This window comes from Luteolibacter arcticus (assembly GCF_025950235.1).
In the GTDB taxonomy this organism is placed as follows: domain Bacteria; phylum Verrucomicrobiota; class Verrucomicrobiia; order Verrucomicrobiales; family Akkermansiaceae; genus Haloferula; species Haloferula arctica.
Genome location: NZ_JAPDDT010000027.1, coordinates 19,015 through 45,228, shown reverse-complemented (window position 1 = coordinate 45,228; position 26,214 = coordinate 19,015). Strand labels below are relative to the sequence as shown.

Genomic DNA, 26,214 nt, shown 5'->3' with positions numbered 1-26,214 from the left:
GATCCTCCAGCTCGGCGGCGCCGGCTCCTCCCCCTGGGACTTGAATGCGTGGCTCCGGGTCGCCACATTGAAGCGATTCAAGGGTCAGCGTAGGATACGGCAATTCGCATGTAGCATTGGGAGCCGATGCTGACTCGAAGCTCAACATTTGTCGTGGCTCCCTGCTCGGTGACGAACAGAGCCGGATCGCTATCGATCCATTCGTCAAGATCCCGGCTTACCTGTATCTCATAGTGGAGATCTTCTCGCCGGTTGAAGTTCAATTGCAGCTTCGAACCGTCGGGAGCAAGGGTTGCACGCGGCAGGCTTTCAAGATCGCCGGACCAAGGATCGAGGGCGAACGCGTATTCGAGGAGATTCACGAGACCGTCTTTATCCGGATCGGCATCGGCTCCTGAAACCATGGGGTCCGCTTGTTGCGCCGAAGTGAAGTGCTCGGTCAACCAAGCTGCGTGAGGTGACGTTGCAAGGGTGATTGCGGGGCTGTCGGTATGGCCGAGCGCGTTTGTGAGGCGGACCCAGTAGCGGGTGGTCCCCGCAAGCGCCGGAGTCTGGAGCCAAGGTCGGTCCGCCAAGGCGACCGGTGCACTAGTGTCGCCCGATTGGCCCTCGTACCACTGGTGCTGAGCCGCGCCCATGGCCACGATCCGGAGGACCCTGACCTCTCCGGGAGTGATGGTGGAGGAGGGTGGCAAGGAAACGATTTGCGGCGGAACGTGAGTGATCAATGCCAACACATTGGTGTTGGCTGCTGAAATAGAGCAGGCGGGATTACCGGGCCCGGGAAGATTGTAGGAGAACGCGATCGACGACCAGATCAGCACGTTGCCGTTGGTGGTAAGGGCCAGGCTGGCATCACCCGCGGCGGCCACGGCAACTGCGTTCAAGGGTTCCGTGGGGATGACCGTCATGTTGTTGTTGTTGTTTCCCCAAGCCCGGACTCCGCCATCCGCCAGCACCGCAATGCTGTGGTGATCGCCCGCTGTCATTCCCACCACTGAGGTGAGGCCGGCGGGAATCGTTCGCTGGCCCGAGTTGTTCTGTCCTCCCCAAGCGGAGAGCGTCGAGTCCGCCTTGAGCGCAAAGTGATGGTGACCGCCGGAAGCGATGGCGCGGAAGTTCGTGCCGGTCGGAGGATTGCTAATCAGGCCCTCGTTGCGCCCCCAGGCAAGCATACCTCCATTCTGACGCAGTACCAGCGTGTAAGTCCGGCCTGCCGAAATGGCGACCACGCTGCCCAAATTAGCGGGCATGCCGCGTTGGCCCAGATTGTTTCGTCCCCAGCTCACCACGGTGCCGTCCGCCTTCAAGGCCACGCTGTGATCCTCGCCTGCGGCCACCTGCACCACATTTGTCAGGTCGGCCGGAACAGTGCATTCCCCGTAGGTGTTGTTTCCCCAGGCAATAACCTTCCCTTCCGCGGTGATGGCCAGGATGTGGCCGCTGCCGCAGCAGACAGAAATCACGTCCACGAGACCGGAGGCATTCGGGAGAGTTCCAGGGCGGAGCGGCATCACCCGTATCGGCGAAGGCTCGCTGCTCAAGATGGGTGCCCGGCTATTCGCGAAACTGGCAGCGTTGCTGACCCGCAACCAATAGCGGGAAGTACCCTCCGCGGGCAAGAGGAGGGCCAGTGTGGTCGTCGTCGCGCCGCTCACGGGTTGGGAAGTGTCGCCGCTTTCGCCCTGATACCACTGGTAGGAAAGCTGGGCACCGGTGCTGGTCACGCTCAGGGTGGTGCTGTCACCCGTCACGCCATGCATGTCTTGCGGCTGGACGGTGATCGTGGCGGGGGCCTGGATCACGTAGTCCGAAGTAGCCGCCCGGCTCGTCAGCAAATCATTGCGGAACGCCCGCGCCCGCACCGTGGCATTGGCATTCAATGCGAATGGCGCGGAGTAGAGCGGGGAGGCCGCGCCCGGCAGGCTGCCGTCCAGCGTGTAGCGGATTTCCGCTCCTGCGGTGGCGCTTCCCAAGGTGATGAGCTGCCCCGTGACATAGGCACCCGGAGGTGGCGAGATTGTCGGCATGTCAGCCCCTGGCATGACCGACACCACCGCAGGCTGGCTGGAACTTGAGGCCATGGAATTCCACGCCTGGAGCCAATAGGTTTGGCCTTCTGTTAGAGGCGGGGTGACGAGCCAAGGCCAGACGGCTCCGGGCACCGGCCGGGTCGTATCCCCGGTATTGCCCTCATACCACTGCCAGTGGGTGGCGCTGGTCACCCGTGCGACCAGATTGGCCCGCTGGCCGGTGGCCACGGTGACGGGCATCGCTTGGAAGTCGAACGCAGGAGGATCGGTCGCCACCAAGGCCATCACGTTCGATGTTCCCGCGTAGATTGCATCCGCATTGATCGGATACTTGGGGATCTCGCCTTCGTTGTAGGCATTGTATCCCCAGGCGATGATGGTGCGGTCCCCCTTGATCGCGATGCTGTGGGAATTGCCTGCCGCGATGGCCACGATGCCTTTGGCCGCTGCGGGAATGCTCCTCTGTCCCGAGCTATTGTCGCCCCAGCCCACCACTGTGCCGTCGCGCTTCAAGGCAAGGACATGGGAATTCCCGGCAGCCACTGAAACCACATCGGTCAGGCCGGCGGGAACGGTGAGCACGCCGTTCGAACTGTTGCCCCAGGCAGAAACCGTGCCGTCCTGTTTGAGGGCTACGGAGAAATTGTTTCCCGTGGCGATGCCGACGACCTCTTCCAAGCCAATCGGCGGCTGGGTGGTGGAACCCCATGCCACCACCTTGCCATCGGACTTGAGGGCAAGGCTCTGGCTCACGGCTGCCGCGATGGCCACCACGTTGGTCAGTCCGGCTGGCACTGTGGTTTGTCCAGAGGTCGATTGGCCCCAGGCGGTGACCGTGCCGTCGGACTTGAGTGCGAGGGTGTGATTCGAACCGGAGGCAATCGCGATCACGCCGCTGAGCCCCGCGGGCACCGTGCTCACGCCGGATGTTGTTTTTCCCCACGCTGCGACCGTGCCGTTCCGCCGCAGTGCCACGCAGAAGCCATCTCCGCAGGAAACGGCAACGGCATCACCCACCGCACCCGGGACCGTCCGTTGCGAATAGACGTTGCTCCCCCAGATCCTGATGGGGGTTGCCGTAGCGCCGCCGACCTTGAAGACGGAGGTGCTGACCGTGCTCGGTTCCAGTCCGCTCACAAATGCACGGACTTTAAGCGTGGCATCCGCGGCGATCTCGATGCTTCCACTGTATTCCGTGGAGTTCTCGCTTGGTTCGCTGCCATCCAAGGTATAGCGAAAGGTCGCTCCCTCGGTGGGGCTTGAGACCGTTACCTGCAACGGGCCGCTGCTGTGCTTGCCACCGTTTGGTGTCGGCACCGGTGCGATGGCCCGCGCCGGGGAAGCATCCACCGTCAGCTCCGCCGCGGTGCCAGCGACCTCCGCGCCGACGCGGTTCTCTGCGACAGCGCGGAACAGATGTCCGTCCAAAGTGCCGTCCACCGAACGAATGGTGAGGGTCCCGGTCTTCGTGCCGGAGAAGATCCCGAAGTCATTGAGGTCCACCCAGGTGGTCCCACTGTCGGTAGAAATCTGCCAGCGCAGCCGCGGGGCGGGATGCCCTGAAACTCCCACTGAGAAACGCGCCGTTTCGCCAGCCAAGCTATGGGCCTCCTCGGGGGGCATGGTGAAGGCGGGAGCGGCACCGTGCTCACTGATCAGGGCCAGAAGAGCCTTCTCCGCATTCAAGCGCCCGCCGGTCACGCACTTGCCGTTCAAGTCCGGCAATAGATCCACGTTCTCCAACAGGTAGCGCCGAATGTCCGCAACGGAAATGTCGGGCTTCAAGGATGCCATGAGACAGGCCACGCCACTCACATGCGGTGCGGACATCGAGGTGCCCGTGATTACGTCGTAAGCTCCGCCCCGAACCGTGCTATAAATCGATTCGCCAGGGGCGCTGAGATCGCACGCCGTCACCCCGTAGTTGGATTCCGGATAAAGCCTGTCGAGGTCCGTGGTGTTCATCACCGTGATTATATTCTCGTGAGGATGAGAGGCGGGATACTTGGGGCTGCTGTCGATGTTGATCGCGTCGTTCCCCGCGGAGGTCACGATAAGGATGCCGGCGTCCATCGCCAGTTGGATGGCGTTCGCCATCGAGCTGCTGTTGGTGGGGCCGCCCAAGGACATGTTGATCACCTTCGCGCCCTTGCCGCGGGCGTAGTTGATGCCAGCGATAACATCGCTATGAGATCCGCTGTTGGAAGCTCCCAGCACTTTCACCGGAAGGATCCGGGAACTCCAAGTGACCCCCGAGATGCCGTAGGCGTCGTTGCCCGCCGCACCGATGATTCCCGCCACATGGGTCCCGTGATCATTATCGTCTGCGGGGTTGTTGTCGTTTTGGACGAAGTCCCAGCCTCGATAGTCGTCGATCCTGCCATTCCCATCGTCGTCGATGCCGTTCGCCGCTAGTTCCGTGGCATCCAGGTAGACATTGGCGACAAGGTCCGGATGGGTGAAGTCCAGGCCGCTATCCACCACTGCGACGACCACATCCGGACTGCTGGAGGCGATGTCCCACGCGGCGACCGCCCGGATATCGCGCGGTGCCGAGGACGGTGCCCGCGTATTGTGCAGCGAGTCCTGAACCCGGAAAAGGGGGTCGTTCGGGATCGCGGTGCCGAAGCAGATGCCATTCCCCTCGGCGAGCTCGATCACACGCGCGTGTTTGGCAAACTCGTCGAGCACGCGTTGTTTCGTGTCCAAGTCGGGATGCGCGAAACGCACCAGGAATTCCCTGCCACCATAGATCTTTTCCCATGACTCCGCCCCGGAAGCTTGCAAGGCGTTTTCAACTTCGGCAGGTGGGGCATCATCCCGCGGCACCACGAGGAACTCGCCGGCAATAAAGACCTCCTGCGTTACCAACCCGGAGGAGCCCGTGCCATCCTTTCGGAAGCGCTCCTCGACCCGGACCAAACCGTGGAGACTTTCCGTATCGATCAGCCATATTCGCCGCTCGTCCTGGTCGCCGGAGTCGGAAATCTCCCGGAAGCCTTTGACGGGATAGGAAGTTCCCAGGAACTGATAACGTTGTCTGGTGTCAAGGCTGGTTAAACCTTTTACGTTTCCCCGTTCATCTGTCGAAAGGGATGGGGGGTCTTCTAATTCCTCTCCATGCAGTCGCTCTTTCGTTTCCTCCGGAATTGCCTGGCTGGAGGTCAGGGCATCTCGTTCCCAACGGCTCGCAATGAAAACGACGATGATTGCCAATGAAATGAAGATGGCGCGGTAAAGCCTCAGGGGGGTGCTCACCGCATAGCATTATCCTTCATGGGAGCTTTGAGTCAAGATGAGGTGAAATCGTGAAGACGAAGACTTATTGTCTCATGAAATGCTAACTATTGCCGCTCATTCGCCGCGGATTTAACAATTCTTCGAGCTCGGCGGCGGTCAGGCCGAGGTCGCCGATGGATTCCCGGCAGAGTTCGCGCACCGTGCGGCCGGTGGCGACCGATTTCTTGGCAATCGCCGCGGCGCGGTCGTAGCCGATTTTCGGCACCAGCGACGTGACCATCGACAGCGACAGCTCGATCAGTTCCCGGCAGCGGGCCTCGTTCGCCTCGATCCCATCGACGCATTTCACCCGCAGGATCGTCGCCGAGTTTGCCAACAGGCGGATCGACTCCAGCAGGCAGGCTCCGAGCAGGGGCATGGACACGTTCAGCTCCAGGAAGCCGCCGGCCCCGCACCAGCTCACCGTGGTCTGGTTTCCCGCCACCCGGGCTGCGACCATGGTGACGGACTCCGGGATGACCGGATTCACCTTTCCCGGCATAATCGAGGAGCCGGGCTGGGTGGCCGGCAGGCGGAGTTCGCCGATGCCGCAGCGCGGTCCCGAGCCGAGCAACCGCAGGTCGCAGGCGATCTTGTGCAGCGAGACGGCGATGGTCGCGAGCTGGCCATGGACTTCGAGGCAGGCGTCCTTGGCCGACTGCGCTTCGAAATGGTCCTCCGCCTCGAGGAACGGTAGCCCGGTATCCGCCGCCAACCGGGCGATCGCCTTCTCCGCGAACTTCGGATGCGCATTGATGCCGGTGCCCACCGCGGTCCCGCCCAGCGGCAGTTCCATCAAGGCGCTCAGTGACTTGTGACTGCGGGAGGCGGACTGCCCCGCTTGGCGGGCCCAGCCGCCGAACTCCTGCCCGAGACGCACCGGGGTGGCGTCCATCAGGTGGGTCCGGCCGATCTTGAGCACGCCGGAAAAATCGGCCGCCTTTTGCTTGAGGGCGTTTTCCAAGTCCAGCAGCGCCGGAATCAAGTCGTCGCGCAGTGCCAGGGCGGCCGCCACGTGGATGGCCGTCGGGAAGGTGTCATTGGACGACTGGCCGAGGTTCACGTGGTCGTTCGGATGGACGGCCATCGGCTTGCAGAGGGTGGCGATCACCTCGTTCACGTTCATGTTCGTGGAGGTGCCGGAGCCGGTCTGGTAGATATCGATCGGGAACTGGGCATCATGCTTGCCCTCCGCGATCTCCGCCGCTGCGGCTGCGATTTTCTCCGCCATGGCGGGGTCCAGCAGGCCGAGTTCGGCATTGGTCTCGGCCGCGGCGCGCTTGATGCGGCCGTAGGCGTGGATCAGTTCCGCGGGGAGGGGGGTTCCGGAAACGGGGAAGTTTTCCACCGCGCGTGCCGTCGAGGCGCCGTAGAGTGCCGCCGCCGGCACCTGCATTTCGCCCATGGAGTCACTTTCGGTGCGGGTTTCCTTCATCCCTTCATCCAAGCACCTTTCCCGGGAAATACCACGCGGGCCGATCGGCACATCCTGTCATTCACAAGAAAGTCAGACACAAATCCGGCCCCCGGCGGTTTTACGCGGGGGACGGTTTGACTCGGCGCTTGCGGGCACGGGTTTCCCGCTCCTAGTTTCCGCGTCACGGAGTTCCGGCTCCCCAGTCTTTCCATACTTATGCGTTTCCTCATCCTGTTCCTGCTGGCGCTCACTGCGATTCCCGCTTTCTCGCAAGGGCCGACGGTCCCCTCCAACGTCCAAGCCACCGCCACCAGCGGGTCCGCCGTCACGGTGACGTGGACTGCCTCGACCGGCACTGGCGCGATCACCTACCGGGTCTTCCGCAATGGCACCCAGACCGGCACGGATGTCAGTGCCACGACCTTCAGTGACACCGGCCTGACGCCCGGCACGACCTACAGCTACACCGTTTCCGCCCTCAACACTGACGGAGCTTCCTCGCAATCGGTCGCTGCGACCGTCACCACGCCCAACACGCCGGGCACGCCGACAGGTCTGCGGGCCACCCGCGGCACGGACCAGGTGTCCTTGCAATGGAATTCCGTCAGCGGCGCCATCGAGTACGTCATTTTCCGCAACGGCACGGAGATCGATACTTCCACGACGACCACCTACATCGATACGGACATCGAGCCGGCGACGACCTACCGCTATTCGGTAGCCTCCACGAATGCCTCCGGCGACTCTGCCAAATCGGCCGAAGTGGCAGTCACCACGAAAGGTGACGGCAGCAAGCGCGAGGCCGTGTGGACCCGTGAATTCGAGCGGGCCGACGGTGATTTCGACGGCATCGTGGACTTCGATGAATACCTCGTCGCCTTTCCGAACAAGCTGCCGGAGATCGTGATGATCCACCGCTTCAATTCCTCCGACGACGACGAGAGCGGTGACCTGACGGTGGACGAGTACATCGCCCACTTTGCAGGCAAGACGGTGAAGCGGCCTTCGAAGGCGCAGGCTTTCACCCTGGCGGATGAATTCAGCTCTATCGGCGATGCCGACGGCTACCTCGATATCTACGAATATGCGCTGACGCTGAACCGCGGCACCAAGGAAGCCCAGTTGACGAAGAAGTTCAACAAGGCCGACAAGAACGACAGCGGCTTCCTTTCCCCCGTCGAGTTCGGCATCCGCAACGGCAGAGGTGAAGAAGCGACCGAGATCACCAGCCCCCTGACGGCGAGTGGAACGCCCGGCGAAGCCTTCGAGTACGAGATCATCGCCACCAAGGAACCGACCAGCTATGGCGCGGTGGGTCTCCCGCCCGGCCTGACCATCGACACCACCACCGGAGTCATCAGTGGCACTCCCACGACGGTTGGTTCCTACTCGGTGACGATCAGCGCGACCGACGGAATGGGCACCGATACCGCGACCCTGACGATCCGGATCGGCGTGCCGTCGATCACCAGCACCACGATCGCGAGCGGCTCGACCACTGCTTCGTTCAGCTACCAGATCATCGCCACCCAGACTCCGACTGCCTACGGCGCCGCGAATCTTCCTGCGGGGTTGTCGGTCAACACGACGACCGGATTGATCTCCGGCACGCCCACGACCGCCGGAACTTCCAACGTGGTTCTGACTGCGACGAATGCGGCGGGCACGGGCAGCAAGGTGCTGGTGCTCACGATTACCGCGCCTCCCTCGATCACGAGTGCTTTGACCAAGAGCGGCACCACGAACGTGGCATTCAGCTACCAAATCACAGCGACTCCGGCCGCCACGAGCTACACTGCTTCCCCCCTTCCTGCCGGGCTTACCTTTAGCACGACTACCGGTCTGATCAGCGGCACTCCGACGGTCGCGGCCGTTACCAACGTGACGATCACTGCAACCAACACGGGTGGCACTGATACCGAGACGCTGGTGATCACGATCAGCGCCCCTTGATCAACGCGTCAGTGCGATCTTGACGGGTGAGCCGTTCGATTGCTTGCCCTTCAACACGTTTTGTTTGCGCTTCGCGCTTACCGTTCCGGTGAGCGAGGAGAAACCCGCCGAGCCCCAGGCGTCCATGCTGAAGGCGACCAGCTCGACCTTGCCGTTGGCCCCGGCCAGCACGGTGCCGTGGATCGAGTAGCTTCCGGATGTCGGCGAAATCCCGCCGCCATCGATCTGGTAAACGTGGGGAAGTGAGCTTGGCGTGAGCTGATAGAGTCCGGGCAGGCGCTGCTTGCCGATGCTCGCGATGCCGGTCCAGGCGCCGGTCAGGTTCTGGGTATCGGTCTCGGGCTTGGCCTTGAAGGTGAACTTGCCGTTGGTGGCGGTGATGCTGCCGGAGATCTTGCCCTTCGCGACTTTTCCCGCGAGGGAGCCGGTGACGGTACCGCCGTTGATCGTCTCAGTGTAGCTGCCGGCAAGCTGGCCGCTTTCCGTGATGGTCCACGTGCCGGAGAGGGTGAACAGGCCGAGCGACTCGCGGCTCAGGCCGTAGGCGGTGAAATCGTGGTCCTCCTCGAAGGTGACGTAGGCGGTGCCTTGGTCCGCACCGGACAGGGCGACTTCCCAGGTGCCTACGGGGGAAGGAGAAGGAGCGTCGGCGGATGCGAGGGCGGGGCTGAGGCAAAGCGCCGCTGTGGCGAGCAGGGTGAGTTTCATGGTGGGGGACGGGAAAGGATCGCATGAATACCCCGCATGGTGCTGAATATCAAGCTGCCATGCCTTACGTGATCGCGGGGGGATTGGCCGGCGACGGCGGGAACCGAATGAAGGCAGGCTCTTTGTGCCCGTGCCGTCTTTCGTCCCGAAGCGGACGATTTGTAAAAGCCCGCACGAAGTGCCGGGTTTTTGACGTCGGCAAATGCCCGTCCTGAAGGGGCGGCTCATGCGGGTTACGGATGGCGACATCAACCCCGCATGAAGCGTCCCTACAGGACGCGATGCGCTCGACGACTGAAATCCCGGCACTGCGTGCCGGGCTATTATGAGCCGTCCCGTTGGGACGAAGAGGAACCCGGGTCGATCCGCGTGTTTCCCGCAGGTTCCAAAGGTAATACCCGACGGTGTCGGGGTAGATCCCGACAGTGCCAAGATGGATCCTGATGGTGCCAAGGTGGATCCCGACGGTGCCAAGGTAGATCCCGACGATGCCAAGGTAGATCCCGACGATGCCGCTCGCTCACCCGTCTACCAGTGACCGGGCGTACTGAAGGGTGTCGATGTCGGCGATGGTCTTGTCGCGCCGGATGGCGTGGATGCGGGGGAAGCGCATGGCGAGGCCCGAGTCGTGGCGCTTGGAGGCCTGGATCGAGTCGAAGGCGATCTCCAGCACGAGGTTCGGCTCCACGAGATGCTTGCGGCGGTCCTTGGAAAGGGTGTGCCGCTGGAAGTGATCGGTGAGCTCCTCGATCTCGACGTCGGTGAGGCCGGAATAGGCCTTGCCGATGATCTTGAGCTGGCCGCTGGTTTCGTCGCGCACGGCGAAGGTGTAGTCGGACAAGACCTCGGCGCGTTTGCCGTGGCCTTGTTCGGCGGCGACAACGATGCAGTCGAGGGTGGTGGAAGTTTTCAGCTTGAGCCATGCCCTGCCGCGGCGGCCGGGCGAGTAGAGGCTGGCCGGGTCCTTGGCGATGAGTCCCTCGTGGCCCTCGCTGCGGGCTTGCTTGAATGCGGCTTGGACCGTCTCGGCGTCCGCTTCAATGCGGCGCACCGCGATGATCGAGATCGCAGATGGAGGATGGGAGATGGCAGATTCCAAGAGAGCGCGCCGCGCGGCCAAGGGATGGGTGAGGAGGTCGGTGCCGTCGCGATGGAGCAGGTCGAAGGCGACGAAGAGCACCGGCGGGATGGAGGCGCTGGTGGCGGAAAAGAGGTCCGCCTGAGCGGTGGAGATTTTGCCGAGCCGGGTCTGGAGGTCGTGGAAGGTGAGGCGGCGTCCCTCGGCGTGGGCGATGATCTCGCCATCGAGGATGAAGTCGCCGGGGATCGACAGCGCGGCGGCGAGCAGCTCGGGGAATTCGCCATCGAGCGGGCGCAGGTCGCGGGAGTAGAGGGCGGCGCGATCAGCCTGCTTGTGAAGCTGGGCGCGGATGCCGTCGTATTTCGGCTCGAGCCAGAGGGGTTGAGAGTTTGGGGTTGAGAGTTGAGAGTTAGAAGAAGAGGAGGCGGCGACGACGAGGGCGGCTGCGTCGGGCATTGGGGAGGCGAGCATTACCTTCACCGGGACGAAGGGGCGCAGCGTGGCGTCGGTCAGGGCCTTGCGCTTGGCGAGGCGGGCGGTTTCGCCGAGGTCGCCGGTCAGCATGTGGGCGCTGCGCACCGCGGGGGGATCCGCTGAGAAGGCTTCCGCGAGGGCGTCTTCCACGAGGCCCTCTTTCAGGCCGATCCGCAGGTCGCCAGTGAGCAGTTTCACCAAGGTCTCGCCCTCGGCCGGGTGCAGCGTGCGGAGGCGCTCGGCCAGCAGGTCGATGCGTGCCAGCGAGCCGGTGGCGGTGGCGAGTTGCTGGAAAAACGCGGCCAGGCCGGCGAGATCGAGCGCCTCGGGTTTCAGCGAGAGTTCCTGGAGTAGCAGCCGGGTGGTACGGGCGGCGTCGTTTTGCGAGAGGGAGATCTCGCGGTAGCGCTCCTCGCGGACGCCGGGCAGCTTCAGTAGCGCGCGCCGGAGCGTGGCCCCGCCGGTCTGGGCGGCGCGCCGGTCGGAATCGCGGGGCAGGGCCCGGCCGGTTAGCCAGCGGGCGGCGAGGGCGAGGTCGTTCTCATTGTCCAAGCCGCGTAGGTAGGCTGCGAGGTGGCGGATCTTTTCCAGACGGCTGCTGGTTTCGCCGACGAGCCGGCAGACGCTGGTGAAATCGGCCAGTGCGCAGATCGGGCGGACGTGGCGGGCGCTGGCGGTGGTCTGGATGCCGGAGGAGGCGGCATTCCGCACCGGCGGCGCGGCCAGCGGCAGGTCGAGCTGGTCGTTGCCCGCGATCGACCACGCGTCGTAGCCGCGCAATCTCAGCTCGGCGGCGAATTCGCGGGTGTAGCCGTGGACGGTCAGGATCTTCTTCGGCCGGACCCGCTGCAGGCACTCCATCAGGCCGGGATAGTCGGCATGGTCGGACAGCGGGATCGCTTCATCGACGCGATAGCGAAAGGTGGCGCCGGGAACGAGCGCCCAGCCGCTGAGCATCGCGACGCGGCGGTTTCCCACGGCGCGCAGCAGCTTCGAGCGCACGGCATTCGGCGGGGCGATGACGGCGTGGCCCGGGGGGATTGCAGATGGGGGATAGTAGATGGCAGATGGGAGATTGCCGGCTTCGCCGAGGACCAGGAGCTCGGGCAGGCAGGTCACCCCGGCGGCGCGGCAGGCGGCGGTCATTTCCGCGACACTGGGGTGGAGCACCGCGGGGATGTCGTGGGCATGCAGCAGCGCGAGCGCTTCCTGGGCCTTGCCGAGCGAGTAGCCGAGCAGCACCGGCACCTCGCCATCGGCCAAGGTGTCGTGGACGAATCGCAGGACCGCTCCTTCCACCTCCATGGCCGGGGGAAAGGTGAATTGCGGCAGGCCGAAGGTGGTCTCGAGGATCAGCAGGTCGGCCTGTTGGAAGACGACGGGTTCAGCGGTGCGGCCTTTGCGGACCTTGAAGTCGCCGGTGTAGAGCAGCGTGGCGCCATCGGAAACGCGGGTCACGTGGAGCATCGCGGAGCCGGCGATGTGACCGGCGGGCAGCAGGCGCAGGCGAAAGCCGTCCCGAACGATGGGCGCGTGAAAGGCGACCGCATCGATCCGGCTTTCCGCGACGCCGTAGCGCGAGCGGACCAGCGCGCCGGTGACGGCGGAGCACAGCGCCGTCTCGTGCCGGGCGAAGTGGTCGGCATGGGCATGCGAGACGAAGGCCCACGGTTTCGGGTCCCACGGATCGAGCCACAGGTCGAGCTCGGGGAGGTGGAGACCGCGTTGGAACCGGACTTCGATCACGCTTGCGCGGGACATTGGGCCGGGGGCGCAGGATCATCAACCCCCAAGCGTCGCCATGTCTCTCCAGGGCGGAAACGATCCTTGGCGTGGAGGCACCTTTCCGCTGAATTCGCCGCGAATTCGACAGATGGGTCGTGAGCTAGCCGGCCCCTGGCGAATCGAGACGAACGATGAACGATACCCCTACCGACAAAGCGACGCCACGGCCACGAGGGCGGGTCCTGGCGGCGGTGTTCTTTGTCATGGCGGCCGCGCTGGTGACCGCTTACTGGCTGCTGGCCCTTGCCAAGCCGGCGTCCAGCTTGCGGATCGATTTGCAGCCGACCTATCTGGCGGGACGCCTGTGGTCGGAAGGCCACTACGAGGCGATCTATCACCCGAGCGTGTTCGTTAACGAGAAAACAGCGGATCCCGCCTGGGTGGAGATGGCGCGGAAGACGGAGCAGCGTTCAAAACTTCGGGAAGGGTCGTTTGTTTATAGCCCGTGGTATCTGATGCTCGTCGCGCCTTTGACGAAGGTGATGTCGGTCGAGCGGTTCACGGAGTTCTGGTTCGCGCTCAATATCTTGTCGGCTGTCTGGATTGGCTGGGAAGCGATGGCTTGGGCAGGCCGCCCGGCTGCCTGGCTGCGCGCGATCGGTGCTGTGCTGGCCGGGCTCACCCTGCCGATGATCTATGGCGCCTCGCTCGGTCAGAATGTCGGCCCCTGTCTGGCGCTGGTGATGCTGGGCGTTCGTTTCGCCCATGGGGGGAAGGGGATGCAAGTTTCCTCCGGGCTGCTGTTCACCTTGGCGGCGCTTTTCAAGCCGTGGGCGATCTTGCTCACCCCGCTGCTCGGGTTGTCCCGTCGCTGGACTCCGTTTGTGACCGCGGTCTCGGCGTCGCTTTTGCTGATGGCGGGGTCGCACTCGCCGCTGCTGCCGCAAGCCACCCGCGACGACTACAAGGGGATGAACGAGTCCTTGGTCAACATGACCAACGTGGCATTCAACAACGTCTCGGTGCGCTCCTTCCTCGAGCGGATGGCCGATCCGAAGTGGGGCGGAGGGATCCGTACGTGGACCTCGCGCACCGTGGACCCGCAGATTCGCTGGGAAGCGCTCCTGATCGCCGCTGCGGTGGCCGCCCTGGCAGCCTGGCCGCTTTGGAAAAACCGGGGCGACTTGCGGAGGGTGGTCGCCGGGGGATTGCCGCTGGTGCTGGTGCCGCTGGGGATTTGCTGGACGCACTATCTGGTCCTGCTGATCCCCGCGATGTGGATGCTGATGTTCGGCTCGAAGAGCATCATCCCGAGGGTCGTCGGCTGGGGGATCTTCGGCGTGTTTATCACTATGCCGTTCTATGATCCTCCGGTGGCCTTCCATCTCTTCGAGAGGGCGCCCATGGCCGACACCATCGCCCTTCAGCCGCAGCTCTGGGCGTGGTGGTATCTGCTGCCGCTGGTCCTGGGGATCGGGCTCGCCTTCACGCTGCTTCTCGCGGGTCGGGGCTCAAAACGGCCATGTAATGAGCGCTCCAGCTCGCCATGAACGACTGCTCGAGGGCACGCTCGACGCCAGCGAAGGCCTTCAGCACGGGCGAGGGGATGAAGTCGGGGAGGAAGGTGAAGTAGCGGACTTCCCTCTGCCAATTTCCGCCCTCCACCTGCGGTAGCTGGCTGGGACGGATCCAGCGCTCGGTGCCCTCGTCGATGTCCCGGATGACGGGGAAGAGATAGCTCATGTAGAGGCGGAAGAGCGGATTCTCCACATTGATCTCGTGGAGGAAGAATTTCCCGCCGGGCTTGAGCACCCGCACGATTTCCAGGAACGACTGGGCCTGAGCCTGCGGGTCCTCGATGTGGTGGAGGACATTGATCGAATAGACGAAGTCGAACGAGGCGTCGGGGAAGGGCAGTTCGGTGGCGCTGGCGGTCATGACCTCCAGCTCGCAGCCTTCCTCGCGGGCGTGCTCCTTGGCGTTCGCGATCTGTTCGGCGGAGAGGTCCACGCCGGTCATGGCGTAGCCGGCACGGGCCATTTCGCAGGCGTACCAGCCGTGGCCGCAGCCGAGGTCGAGGCCCCGTGGCTGATAATTGGCGTCGGGGGCGGGCAGGGCGGAGGTCATCATCGAGATCTTCCGCTCGAGCAATTTGCCGCGGACGTGCTCGGGGATCTGGCCGCGGTAGTCATCGGCGAGTTCGTCGAAGTGAGACGGGCCGTCGTCGAGGTTCGACCACAGCCTGCGCAACTGGTGCCGCCAGGTGAAGGCCAGCACGCCGCCGAGCAGGACCGCATACCAGGCCGTCCCGGCGCGGAAGACCGTGAGGGCGGAAATGGCCACGGAATCCGCGACCCCGGCATCGATCAGGCGGAAGATGGAAATGGACCCGGCCACCCCGGTGCCGAGGGGGATCCCGCTGATCCCGCCCAGCAGGGTGCCGGAGGCAAAGGCGCGGAGCGCGGTGAAGCCATCGGCAGAACCGCCGCAGGCCGTCACGACCAGCCACATGGACGCTGCGGGCAGCAGCCAGCCGGCGCATGACAGGGCCAAGAGCAGGGAAGCGTGCCAGTGGCGATTCACCTCTGGGGCATTGCCGGTGCGGAAGCGGAGGAGCGCGGAGCAGATCAGCCAGCCGATCCCCAGGAAGAGGGCTGCCCAAGGCCACTGGCCTGCCCCGATCGCCCACAGCGCGCCGACGGCAAAGGCATCGAGGCCGCGCTCGATCAGCCACATGCGGAAACAGAGGCGAAGCGCCCCGGGCGTTTTCCGGAAAAGCAGTGCCCCACGCGCCAGTTCTCCCAGATAGAAGGGCGTGAGCAGTGCCGGCAGGGTGGCAAACCAGACACGCACGCTGGTCTTGGCCGCCAGCCGCGCGCCCAAGCGCCGCGTGAGGAAATGCCAGCGGACCCAGCGGAGGAGTAGATTCGCGGTGGTCAGGGCGATGGTCGCGACCAGCGCTGCTAGAACGATGGGAGAGCGAACGCCGGTGATTTCGGGACCGGAGCTGTCGCGCAGGTACCAGCCTGCCGTGACCGTGCTTCCCAGAATCAAAAGCAGCACCAAGCCCCCCGCCGCGATCAACGAACGCACCAGTACCGTCGAGTCGGGGGAGGATTTGAGAATACCCTCGGACATTGTGCGGCGCTCCATAACCGTTTGCTAAGGAAAGCGCGACAAAAAGTGTCGATTTTCAAGAAAACTTAACCATCCCGGCCTTAAGAGTGCCGCGGTTTGGTCGTGGGGACTTTTGGAAATGTGCCTGCCCGAGGGCGAGGCTTCTACTATGGGTAGAAGGTTGAGTTGTCATCGCAGATTGAACTCGCCGTCGGGCAGATGTTTGGAGCGATGGCTTGTTCGGTTATTTATTCTTCCGGTTCAGCAAGGGGGATAGAGCCGTTGGCGGTTACTCCGTCAGCGGTTGGCGTGGCATGTCGCGTGGATGCGGAGTCTCGCCCATCACTTCGGGTGGTCGCTCGCCCCAGGTGCCGATGTCACTCCAGAAGTACTGTGCCCGGTAGCCTGATTCTCCTAGCCATTCAGCAAAGGCGCGACCGCGCTCAGTGAGGCTAACTCGTCCTCGCAAATCAGCGGACAAAAGGTCGGCATCTGCCAGACGCTGGCAGAGCTTGTTAGTGCCGAAATAGCCACTGCCCGTTCCGTACTGAACCTCGGACTGGATGGCATATTCGTATCGAACTCCCAACGAAATCCATTCTTCGCGCCGAAGAGTAGCTCCGGCTTCTCTCATCAAAATGAAGAACTGCCACGCCGCGGGCTCGAGAAGACCTGCAATGACCTTGAACTGTGTCGCCTGATCGATATGCGAGCCGCTGACATCGTCGGGACGCTCCTTCCTTCCCTTGGTCTGGATGGCATTGAGGATTTCAGCGGAACACGCTCCCAACGCAGACTGCAATGACCCTGCGCTCGGCGGCGCGTAGGTAGCTGGATTCACTCCCGCAAGATCTGAAGGAAGTTTTAGCTTCGCGGTGCGATCATACACGATGAAGGTTCGACTCCGCCCCAAGCTCCCCATGAACAAGCCGAGTTCAAAGACTACATTGTCCCGAGGAGACTGGGCGTCAGTCTCTCTGCTCGTAGTAAGGTCGTCGGGAGTTAGGACAAGGATGGCGAAATCAAAAAGACTCAGACGATCGACTAGGCTTTCGAGGCCGCCTTCACTCAGCCCAAACACACCTTGGCTCCACAAGATGACCTCCGCTTCGTGGTCCAAGTTTTGTTGGAGGGCACGTGCAATCGAAAGACCTTCAACAGAGGAGCCGACGAATACAACTGGGCGAGCGCTAGTGGGGGTTGTCATATCATTCTTGCAAAATAGTATTTATTAGGCCGGTGAGACTCCGACATCTAACAATCCGGAAGGGACGGACTCCTTTAGCTAAGCTTGAGCAGAAGGCCTCGAGCGTCAATCCAAGAGGGTGCCAAATGCCAGGCTTCCGGGGTCACTGAATTTCGTCGCCACTGCTTGATGGGCGAAGTCTCTTAGGATTCCTGTTATACCCGTTTGAGCGCTCTTTGATTTGCGGGCGAAGTGTCACGGAGCCGTTAGCGCCTTCCCATTGTCCTTCGGCCCGAGGTTTTCGAGGAAGGAGACGGCTTTCAGAGCCCAGGTGGCGGGGTCGGGGAAGTTCTTGGAGGATTCACCGAAGGTGCTTTGGAGCATGTCGGTGTCGATGATGCCGGGATTGAGGGCGACGGCGGCGAGGCCGGGGGGGAGTTCCCGGGCGAGGGATTGGGTGAGGCCCTCGACACCCCACTTGGTGCAGCAGTAGGGGGCGACTTCCGGGGCGGTGGATCGGCCCCAGCCGGAGGAGAAATTCACGACGACGCCGCTGCCGCGGGCGATCATCGCGGGCAGGAGGGGACGATCCGGAAGATTAGGGCGGTGAATTCTTGAACTACCCAATTCCTCACCGGTGCTTCCAATCGAATTTCGGAACCATGATTCTTTGGTCGAAGGAGCCATTCCAATCGACGTGAAGGCCAGCTTGTTCCAGTGCAGTCCTCACTAACTCCCCGACCTCCGGCCCTCGCGTCTTTTCCTCCTTGGAACGGGTCGGACCGAAGGCGAGGTAGAGCCCCTCTCCATTTACAGCGCGTTCAACGTCTTGCCAATGGTAGAAGCAGTAGCCGACGATCTTCGATTTGTCCGGAACGCTGTCGAGCGCTTCCAGGAAATCCGAGTAGCCGTCGCTTTGGGTGGTTCCAGCATTGTGCATCGCGATCACGCCTCGTTCGTTCAAGGCGTTGAAAGCGGTCTTGAGGCGGTCGCAGTCGGTTACCGGTGGCCAATTCTCTTGCTCCTTCTTGTGGTTCGTAAGGGCCTCATCGACCGCAGCTTCCACCATTTCCGGATTCAGTTCGTCGGGCGCGTAGAGTTCCTCGAGGAAGATCTCGATGATTTCGTCACGATCATAAAAACCCGCCTGCGCATAGGTCGCGATTTCGCTGAGGGTGTCGTCTGGAAGCTTCATGATGGAGGCGGTTTTTGCGAGAGGCGGAGAATCGGCGGGCTTTACAAGGAAATAGACGAGACCCGCGATTGCGAGCCCCCCCAAGCAGATGGTCCCGAGAGTCTTGTTCCAGTAATTCATGGAGTCACGGGGCCGTCAGCGCCTGCCCGTTGTCATTCGGGCCGAGGTTTTCGAGGAAGGGAACTGCTTTCACTGCCCAATCCGCGGGGTTCGGGAAATCTCCGGAGGATTCACCGAAGCAGCTTTGGAGCATGTCGGTGTCGATGATGCCGGGATTGAGGGCGACTGCGGCGAGGCCGGGGGGGAGTTCCTGGGCGAGGGATTGGGTGAGGCCCTCGACGCCCCACTTGGTGCAGCAGTAGGGGGCGACTTCGGGGGCGGTGGAGCGACCCCAGCCGGAGGAGAAATTGACGACCACGCCGCTGCCGCGGGCGATCATGGCGGGCAAAAAGGCGCAGAGGACGTGGTGGATGCCCTTGAGATTGACGTCGATGACCCGCGAGAATTCGTCGGCCGGCACCTCCCACAGGGGGGCGCTGCGGTTGATGATGGCGGCGTTGTTGAGCAGGAGGTCCGGGGCACCGGGGCCGGCGAGGATGTCATTGGCGAAGGCGGTGATGTCCGCCTCCGATGTGACATCGGTACAGAGGATGCGGTGTTTTTCGCCCAGCTCGGCGGAAAGGACGTCAACGCGGATGGGATTCGTGCCGCAACCGGAGACGGTCCAGCCCTTTGCCGCGAAGGCCCGGGCCATGGCGAGTCCGAGGCCGCGGGTGCAACCGGTGATGAGAACGTGCTTCACGGGGACAAACCTAGGAGGTCGATTTGAAAATGCATGCCGGATTTCCAACCGGCGGGAAGTTGCAGCGGGCACGATGCTCGCTACGGTAGGGCCATGATTTTCGAGACAGTCTCTCTCCTCGCTCAGCAGCAGTCGTCGCCGATTGGCGTGGGCTACTGGGTGATCATCGGGGCGTCGATGCTGGTTAGCATGCTGATCAGCGGGATGCTGAAGAAGCGTTTCAACCAGTATTCGCAGATTCCGATCCGCCTGACCGGCGCGCAGGTCGCCGAGGCGATGCTGCGCCAGAACGGCATCAACGACGTGCAGGTGATCCACACGCCCGGCCACCTGACCGACCACTACGACCCGATCCGCAAGACGGTGAACCTCAGTGAGCCGGTGTATCAGATGAATTCCGTCGCTGCCGCGGCGGTGGCAGCGCACGAGTGCGGCCACGCGATCCAGCACCAGCAGGCCTACGCGTGGCTGGCTTTCCGCTCGAAGATGGTGCCGGCGGTGCAGTTCGCGAGCACGATCCAGCAGTACCTGATGTTCGGCGCGATGCTGGGGGCGGGTTTGTTCCACAGCGTCACGATGCTGTGGATCTGGGTGGCGGTATTCGCCGTCACGGCCTTGTTCGCGGTGATCACGCTGCCGGTGGAGTTTGACGCGAGCAAGCGGGCGATGGTGTGGCTCGAGAAGAGCGGGATCGCGAACCAGATGGAGCACGACCGGGCCAAGAATGCCCTCTTCTGGGCGGCCATGACCTACGTCGCCGGCGCGGTCGGGGCGATCGCGCAGTTGCTCTACCTGGTTTCGATGCTGATGGGCCGGCGCAACGAGTGAGCGGCTCAGGGCCGCTGGTAAACGCGCACCCAATCGACCGTCATCCGCTGGGGGAAGACGGTCTTGGCGTCGGGAGGCCCCGGCCAGCCGCCGCCGACGGCGACATTCAGCACGAGGTAGAACGGCTGGTCGAAGGGCGCGGGGAACTGGCCACCGGTGCTGCTCCATTTCGTCTGGGTCTGGTAGAGCTCGCCATCGACATACCAGCGGATTTCGCCCTTTTCCCACTCGGCGGCGAAGGTGTGGAAGTCGTCGGCGAAGGTGCCTTTCTTCAATTCGAAGGGCGTGCCGGTGTGGACGTTCTTCGGCCAGGTGCCGCCGTGGTGGAGGGTGCCGTGGGCCTTCGATGGCTCGTGGCCGACCAACTCCATGATATCGATCTCGCCGCTGGCCGCCCAACCGCCGTAGGCGTCCTTTGTCGGGAGCATCCAGAAAGCCGGCCAAATGCCGCGGCCGGTGGGTAGCTTGGCCCGCATTTCAAAGCGGCCGTAGAGCCAGCTCGCCCGGCGCTTGGTCCGCAGGCGGCCGGAGGTGTAGTCCTTTTGGACCCCGGCGGCGTTGAACTTCTCCTTTTTGGCCTCGATCACGAGGTGGCCGTCTTCGATGCGGAGATTTTCGGGCCGGTCCACGTAATACTGCAGCTCGCCATTGCCGCCGCCGTGGCCGTTTTCCTCGACGCCCCATTTCGAGAAATCGATCTCCTTGCCGTTGAATTCATCGGACCAGACGAGCTTCCAGCCGGCCGGGGCTGGGGTTTGGGCCGGGGTCTGCGCGTGGGCGAGGCTGGCGGAGAGGAGGAGAATTGCATAAAATTTCATAACTTCGGGTAAAACGCGATCAAGCTGGAGATTTGATCAAGGGATCTCCTTCGCGGGCAAAAGAAAGGAAATCGCGGGAGTTGAGCGTGAGCAGCACTTCCGCGCCGGCCTTGCGGGCACACACGAGGTGCTGGTAGTCGTAGATCGCGCCGCCGCGGATGCCGCGGGCTTGGGTTTCGGCCAGCATCGCGTGGGTTTCCGGCCAACTCAGCGAAATGGATTGAAGCTGCTTTTCAAAGGAAACGCTCACAAGGCGGGCGGCGAAAGCCGGCGAATACTTTCGCAAGCTTCTGCCCCCGGTGAGAATCGAGAATGCCTCCAGCATGGCGTGATTGGAGGTGCATCCTCCTCCCTTGAGGGCTGCGAGACAGGCTAGATGGTGAGGCTCGTCCTCGCGAGTCGCGCCGACCAGCACGGTGGAATCGAAGTAGATCATCGGGTGCGCTTGCTTCGGTCGGCCATCGCATCGCGCTCGTCGCGGATCGCCTTTGCAAGTCCTCCAGGGGTGGGTCCTCCGCCTATGATTACCATGATGCCGTCCACCATTTTGTAAGGGGGATCTTCATCTTCTTCAGCGTTGATTTGCAATTGTCCGCCGACCACCTCGGCCTCGAGCTTGGAGCCTGCGGTCAGGTGCATCATGTCGCGGATCGGCTTGGGCAGGATGATGCGTCCCGCCTTGTCCATGGTGAGCTTCGTCTTCATGGCAGAAAAAATGCCATTGGAAATGGCAAAGTCGATGCCATTTCCGTGAGATTGGTCGCGCGCATTGCCAAGGTCCCCGTGCCGCGCTTCCATCCGCCCGCGCATGGCAGGTGGCTTTTCTTTCGACTCGCTCAACAAGGCCCAAAGGGATGCCGTGGCCTCGCTTGATGGCCCGGTTCTGATCCTGGCCGGGGCCGGTACGGGCAAGACCCGCACCGTGACCTGCCGCATCTCGAACATGCTCGAGGTGGGCATCCCACCCGAAAACATCCTCGCGGTGACATTCACGAACAAGGCCGCCGCCGAAATGAAGGAGCGTATCGGCGGCATGGTCTCGAAGAAGAAGGCGGAGCAGATGACCGTCTGCACCTTCCACTCGCTGTGCGTGCGCTTGCTGCGCGGGGGCATCGACAAGCTCGGCTACAAGAAGAACTTCTCGATCTGCAGCGGCAGCGACCAGGTGGGGATCATGAAGCAACTCGTGGTCCGCATGGGCGGCAGCGACGAGAAGGTGAAGGCGGAAGCGGTGCTCGCGGAGATCTCGCGCGCGAAGAACCGCGGCATCCCGCCGGAGGATCTGGAGGACGACTTCTTCTCCTCGCTCGGGGTCGCGTATCAGAACGAACTGCGCGCGCAGAACGCGGTCGATTTCGATGACCTGCTCCTGCTCGCCGAGCAACTGCTGCGCGAGCACCACGATGTCCGCGACTATTTCCGCAGCGTTTATCTGCGCGTCACCGTCGATGAGTTCCAGGACACGAACGGCCTGCAGATGAAGCTGCTCCAGCAGCTTGTCGGCCCGCCGTATCATGTCTGCGTGGTCGGTGATGACGATCAGTCGATCTATGGCTTCCGCGGTGCGGAGAGCGCGAACATCCTGGAATTCGAGCGCTTCTTCCCGAGCCCGAAGATCATCCTGCTGGAGGAGAACTACCGCTCCACGCACGCGATCCTTCACACGGCGAACAGCCTGATCCGCCGCAACGTGGGGCGGCGCGAGAAGTCGCTCAAGTCGACCATCGCCGGTGGTGAGCCGGTGCGGCTTGTCGGCATGCCGGGTGATGAGGAAGAGGCGGTTTTCATCGCCGAGGAAATTCTGGCCGACAAGGCGCGCGGCAATCTGCCGTGGGAGCACTTCGCGGTGCTCTTCCGCACCAACAAGCAGAGCCGCAAGATTGAGGAAGCACTTCGCGAGCGGAAGATCCCGTACCGCATGGTCGGTGCGCAGAGCTTCTACGATCGCCGCGAGGTGAAGGATGCCTTGGCCTATACGGCGCTGCTGGATGACCCGGAGGCCGACGTGCCCTTGTTGCGCATTTTGAATTCGCCGCCGCGCGGCATCGGCCAAGCGACGGCGATGCTGGCCACCGACTACAGCCGCGAGATCGGCGCGAGCGTGTGGCGCGCTCTAACAGACGAAGGTTTCCTCAGCCAGCTCGGCACCAAGGCCCGCAACTCGATCGAGACCTTCACCACGCAGATCCTCACCGCGAAGATGAAGGTCGATGCGAGGGTGATGCCGGCCAACCACGTCCTGAGGGAGCTGCTGGATGAGATGGAGTACCTCCCGTGGCTCGAGCGCGGCTGCAAGACGGACAACGAGAAGCAGCAGCGAGGCGAAGGCCTGAGCGAAGTCTTTTCCGAACTGGCCAAGGCGATCGAGCGCGGCAAGAGCTTGCGGAAATTCCTCGATGACAGCGCGCTCGCTTCCGACCGCGAGGATGACGACCTTGAAAAGAAGAGCGGTGCCACGTTGATCACGCTGCATGCCTCGAAGGGCCTGGAATTTCCCAGCGTGTTCCTGGTGGGCCTCGAAGAAGGCGTGCTGCCGCACCAGCGCAGCGTGACCGAAGGGACGAAGGACGAAGAGCGTCGCCTTCTCTACGTGGGCATTACCCGCGCCCAGCAGAAGCTGGCGATGACCTACTGTACCGTTCGAATGAAGTGGGGTCAGGAGCAGTCCTGCCAGCCGAGCAGCTTCATCCCGGAGCTCGACGAAGAGTATCTCATTCACACCACCTACGACGACATCATGGGTGCCGAGGCGGATGACGAGGAACTCGGTAATTTCTTTGGCAGCTTGAAGGGCTTCCTGGATAGCTGACGGTCGCGGTCTGTTAGGGCGCACAGCGACAACATCGAAATCGCGGCGCGGATCCGCGCGCCGAGGTGGAGGGAGCTGGACAGGAGATGCGACTGCCCGGCGAGGGGTCCCTTCTACGACGTCAGGCGTTCCGCAGAGCGGGACGAAAGGTGGCGGTGGCGGAGAACATCGCCGCGATGGCGACCGGGCTATGGATGAGCGCCGGGGAGATGGTGGTCAAGCTGCGGAGAATTGCGCTCTACACCGCGAACCTAGCGTCCCCATATCTTATTTTCGGGCATTGTGCAATTAAAATGAAGGGGGAAAATCGGACAAAACTACGCTTTCGCGTAATTTGGTGCTCAAGAATCGTTGGTAGGTTCCGGGCGGCTGAAGTGCTTGCGGGCGCTTCAACGGAGCGTCGGTCCCACAAAGAAATTTTGTCGGCGCTTCGGTTAACGGCCTTCTCCCCAGCCATGAACATCACGTCCCTTCTTCGAGCGGCCATCGGCCTGCTCTTGTCCCTGTCCGCCCTCGAGGCGGGAACCGGTGCCCAAGTCTATTGTTGGGCTCCGCACCTGTCGTCGCCGATCCTGCTAGATTCCCACGGGATGGGAGTCGGCAGCTACGCGGGTCGTCCTTACGGTTACAAAATCTTCGGCGTCGCCGGCCGGATCACGCTGGGAGACCAGTGTGACGGTGCCTTTCCTGATCCAGGGGATCCACACAAGCGCTTCCGCAAGGGTTGGTGGATTGGCGGTCTCGGCGACCGGACAAACATCTACTCCTCGGTGAAGCTTCAGGTGAACTGGGCGCAATTCTACCCGCGGCGTCTCGAAGTGACCGGCGATCGTCCCGGTTCCACCTCCGGCCCGGTCCGCCTCTACGGAGAGACTTGGGATTGCACGACGAAGTTCGGTTATCCGGAAGTGACCTTGGTTTTCCACCTCGCGGGATCCCAAGACTCCGCGATTCCGAACCGCAATCCGAATGGCTTCTTCTACGTGGTGGCCGAATACAACGTCACCGCTCCGCAGGTGACCGGAAGCTTGACCGTGTCCAACACGGCAATCCTCAGGAACAACGTCACTCCCGTCGGCTACAAGATCAACCGCACCGGCGGCACCCCGCAAACGCCGCCATTCACGGGCTACGACGCGAGCGGGGAAGTGGTTTTCCTGGCGGGTCAATAATTCACACCCATCACACCACTTCGCCGTGAAAACATCTGTCGCCATCTTGCTTGCAGCATTTTCCTCGATCGCCTTCGCCGAACCGCCGGCCAGCGGAGGACTGGGCATCGAACACCTTCCCAAGGACCTGAAGCCACCCGTTGGCAAAGCGATCTCGGACAAGGATCTCAAGTCCCGCCAACAAGGTGAGAAGTTCGGTGGCTTCGCGAAGGCCGGAACAGAACCGCAAGGTTGGGATCTGGAGAAGAACTCCGAGTTCATCACCTTTGAAGGAGCCGTCACCCTGGTTCCCAAGGGCTCGATCCTCCACATCCCCGATCGCTATCGCGCGAACGTGGTGTCCGCGATGAAGGGGAACTTCATGCTTTGGAGCGAATTCAGCGCACGCTACCGCGGCCTCGTCGGCTCCTTCGAAGTATCGATGCCCGAGGCTTCCGGAGAGACGGAGATTAAGCCGGAGCGCCTTGAGGTCGCTCGCAAGACGGGACTCATCCTCGTCGGCACCCTCAATCACAATCCGATATCGGTGACCAAGCGCACGCCGCCGGCCAATGCCGCGGCCCCTTCCGCCCGCTGAACCGACACACTCCTCTGAATCATGAAAGCTTTCTTTTCCCTGGTCTTGCTCTCCCTCGCTCCCGTGACCCACGGCGCGGATTTCATTCGCCAGATCCAAACGGTGAACAGCGCGTCGGTGATCTACGACATCCCGGTGACCTCCAACGAGGGCAGCGTCAATTCGAGGCCTCTAACGGCGGAATCGGCGATCTTCCAACTCTACACCACGGTGGCTGGAACGAACAATAACACCACACTGAAGAAGCTGGATGAAAAGACCGTGGGCACGTTCCTTCCACAGGTGACGGTTACCGCCTTGTCCGAGGACCCCTACTTCCCGGCCCGGACGCGCGCGGACAAGCCGTATGGCATGCGCATCTCGATCGCGGGCATGTCGAATCTGCCCACGGTGCCGGACTACTTGAAGAAGGTCCAGGTGGCCCGCAGCTACAAGCTCTACGACACCACCACCTATGCGGCCACGGGGACTTCGGGAACCTATGCCGACAGCTTCGCCTTCCGTGAGAACGGGACTTTCACAGACAATGCCATCCTGCAGCGCCTGCCCGTCCAGCGTCCGACGAAGGCCGTGGGCGAAGAGTCCTTCACCGTGTACATCCATCCGGATGCCGGTGCGCTGCAAGCAGAGCTGGCGAAAGCCACGGTCACCATCTGGCCGGTGGCCGAGGGCTCGATCCAGGGGATCGATGCCGGCAAGACCTATAATGCCGCTCCTCTAACAGGCAGCGTGACCCTCCGCGATCTCTATCCGAAAAGCGTGACCTATGCGCAGATCTACAAGGGCAAGCAGGCGATCGGATCGGTGGGTGCTCCTGTTCCTTCCACCGTCCTTTCTTACAACACCCATGCCCCGCAAAATGCCCAGCTCGCGCTGAGCGACCTGGCCGCCCTGGTGGATGAGGACGGGGACTACACCATCGAGGTGCTGACGATCACGCCCTTCAACGGTGGTGCCCCGGAACTGCTGGCTAGCGTCAGCTTCGTGCTCAACCGCACGATCCGCTCGAACGGAAGCATCACGACGATCGAATGAGGCTC

General features: G+C 62.8%; 18 protein-coding genes and 1 pseudogene. 7 read left to right on the top strand and 12 right to left on the bottom strand.

Annotated elements, in window-relative coordinates:
* Nucleotides 1–77 precede the first annotated feature (77 nt).
* Together OKA05_RS28285 and OKA05_RS28280 are read right to left on the bottom strand one after the other, a co-directional pair.
* Nucleotides 78–4,955, bottom strand: a complete 4,878-nt coding sequence (locus OKA05_RS28285; protein ID WP_264490586.1) for a S8 family serine peptidase — start codon at nucleotides 4,953–4,955, stop codon at nucleotides 78–80.
* Between the two features lie 418 nt (nucleotides 4,956–5,373).
* A complete protein-coding gene (locus OKA05_RS28280) occupies nucleotides 5,374–6,747 on the bottom strand; it encodes a class II fumarate hydratase (RefSeq protein ID WP_264490585.1) in 1,374 nt (457 codons plus the stop codon).
* Nucleotides 6,748–6,945: 198 nt separating this feature from the next.
* On the opposite strand from OKA05_RS28280, the gene OKA05_RS28275 reads away from it, so the two are divergent.
* Nucleotides 6,946–8,682: a putative Ig domain-containing protein gene (locus tag OKA05_RS28275; RefSeq protein ID WP_264490584.1), complete on the top strand. Its 1,737-nt coding sequence runs from the start codon at nucleotides 6,946–6,948 to the stop codon at nucleotides 8,680–8,682.
* On the opposite strand, the gene OKA05_RS28270 is transcribed toward OKA05_RS28275, so the two are convergent.
* Nucleotides 8,683–9,390: a hypothetical protein gene (locus tag OKA05_RS28270; protein WP_264490583.1), complete on the bottom strand. Its 708-nt coding sequence runs from the start codon at nucleotides 9,388–9,390 to the stop codon at nucleotides 8,683–8,685.
* Between the two features lie 520 nt (nucleotides 9,391–9,910).
* Nucleotides 9,911–12,706 (bottom strand): ATP-dependent DNA ligase, encoded by a 2,796-nt coding sequence (locus OKA05_RS28265; protein ID WP_264490582.1) that lies wholly within the window; start codon nucleotides 12,704–12,706, stop codon nucleotides 9,911–9,913.
* Between the two features lie 155 nt (nucleotides 12,707–12,861).
* Here OKA05_RS28265 and OKA05_RS28260 point away from each other — a divergent pair, with 155 nt between their 5' ends.
* On the top strand, nucleotides 12,862–14,220 hold the full coding sequence (locus tag OKA05_RS28260; RefSeq protein ID WP_264490581.1) for a glycosyltransferase family 87 protein: 1,359 nt from the start codon (nucleotides 12,862–12,864) through the stop codon (nucleotides 14,218–14,220).
* Here OKA05_RS28260 and OKA05_RS28255 read toward each other — a convergent pair.
* The 5 genes and pseudogenes from OKA05_RS28255 to OKA05_RS28235 all read right to left on the bottom strand — a co-directional run bounded on the left by OKA05_RS28255 (nucleotide 14,156) and on the right by OKA05_RS28235 (nucleotide 18,970).
* Entirely contained in the window at nucleotides 14,156–15,823 is a 1,668-nt protein-coding gene (locus OKA05_RS28255; protein WP_264490580.1) for a methyltransferase domain-containing protein, read from the bottom strand. The two genes, OKA05_RS28260 and OKA05_RS28255, sit on opposite strands and share 65 nt — an antisense overlap.
* A gap of 253 nt (nucleotides 15,824–16,076) precedes the next feature.
* The gene (locus OKA05_RS28250) at nucleotides 16,077–16,994 is read right to left on the bottom strand and encodes a nucleotide-binding protein (RefSeq protein ID WP_264490579.1); all 918 of its coding nucleotides are present in this window, start codon (nucleotides 16,992–16,994) and stop codon (nucleotides 16,077–16,079) included.
* Nucleotides 16,995–17,228: 234 nt separating this feature from the next.
* Nucleotides 17,229–17,561: pseudogene (locus OKA05_RS28245) on the bottom strand (SDR family oxidoreductase); the annotation flags it as partial.
* A gap of 43 nt (nucleotides 17,562–17,604) precedes the next feature.
* Nucleotides 17,605–18,168, bottom strand: coding sequence for a DUF6891 domain-containing protein (locus OKA05_RS28240; RefSeq protein WP_264490577.1), 564 nt, complete (start codon nucleotides 18,166–18,168; stop codon nucleotides 17,605–17,607).
* A gap of 124 nt (nucleotides 18,169–18,292) precedes the next feature.
* Nucleotides 18,293–18,970 carry an SDR family oxidoreductase gene (locus OKA05_RS28235; RefSeq protein ID WP_264490576.1) on the bottom strand — a complete coding sequence of 226 codons (678 nt, stop codon included), beginning with the start codon at nucleotides 18,968–18,970 and terminating at the stop codon, nucleotides 18,293–18,295.
* Nucleotides 18,971–19,063: 93 nt separating this feature from the next.
* Here OKA05_RS28235 and OKA05_RS28230 point away from each other — a divergent pair, with 93 nt between their 5' ends.
* Nucleotides 19,064–19,798: a zinc metallopeptidase gene (locus OKA05_RS28230; protein WP_264490575.1), complete on the top strand. Its 735-nt coding sequence runs from the start codon at nucleotides 19,064–19,066 to the stop codon at nucleotides 19,796–19,798.
* 5 nt (nucleotides 19,799–19,803) lie between these two features.
* Here OKA05_RS28230 and OKA05_RS28225 read toward each other — a convergent pair whose 3' ends face one another.
* The 3 genes from OKA05_RS28225 to OKA05_RS28215 are packed head-to-tail and all read right to left on the bottom strand — an operon-like array spanning nucleotide 19,804 to nucleotide 21,426.
* A complete protein-coding gene (locus tag OKA05_RS28225; RefSeq protein ID WP_264490574.1) occupies nucleotides 19,804–20,616 on the bottom strand; it encodes a glycoside hydrolase family 16 protein in 813 nt (270 codons plus the stop codon).
* Between the two features lie 19 nt (nucleotides 20,617–20,635).
* A complete protein-coding gene (locus tag OKA05_RS28220; protein WP_264490573.1) occupies nucleotides 20,636–21,052 on the bottom strand; it encodes a PIN domain-containing protein in 417 nt (138 codons plus the stop codon).
* Complete coding sequence (locus OKA05_RS28215; RefSeq protein WP_264490572.1) at nucleotides 21,049–21,426, bottom strand: AbrB/MazE/SpoVT family DNA-binding domain-containing protein; 378 nt, start codon at nucleotides 21,424–21,426, stop codon at nucleotides 21,049–21,051. The genes OKA05_RS28220 and OKA05_RS28215 overlap by 4 nt, the downstream gene beginning before the upstream one ends.
* On the opposite strand from OKA05_RS28215, the gene OKA05_RS28210 reads away from it, so the two are divergent.
* The 4 genes from OKA05_RS28210 to OKA05_RS28195 all read left to right on the top strand — a co-directional run bounded on the left by OKA05_RS28210 (nucleotide 21,425) and on the right by OKA05_RS28195 (nucleotide 26,209).
* Nucleotides 21,425–23,425, top strand: coding sequence for an ATP-dependent helicase (locus tag OKA05_RS28210; RefSeq protein ID WP_264490571.1), 2,001 nt, complete (start codon nucleotides 21,425–21,427; stop codon nucleotides 23,423–23,425). The two genes, OKA05_RS28215 and OKA05_RS28210, sit on opposite strands and share 2 nt — an antisense overlap.
* A gap of 455 nt (nucleotides 23,426–23,880) precedes the next feature.
* Nucleotides 23,881–24,597 carry a hypothetical protein gene (locus OKA05_RS28205; protein WP_264490570.1) on the top strand — a complete coding sequence of 239 codons (717 nt, stop codon included), beginning with the start codon at nucleotides 23,881–23,883 and terminating at the stop codon, nucleotides 24,595–24,597.
* Nucleotides 24,598–24,622: 25 nt separating this feature from the next.
* Nucleotides 24,623–25,174, top strand: a complete 552-nt coding sequence (locus OKA05_RS28200) for a hypothetical protein (protein ID WP_264490569.1) — start codon at nucleotides 24,623–24,625, stop codon at nucleotides 25,172–25,174.
* A gap of 21 nt (nucleotides 25,175–25,195) precedes the next feature.
* On the top strand, nucleotides 25,196–26,209 hold the full coding sequence (locus OKA05_RS28195; RefSeq protein ID WP_264490568.1) for a hypothetical protein: 1,014 nt from the start codon (nucleotides 25,196–25,198) through the stop codon (nucleotides 26,207–26,209).
* Nucleotides 26,210–26,214 lie beyond the last annotated feature (5 nt).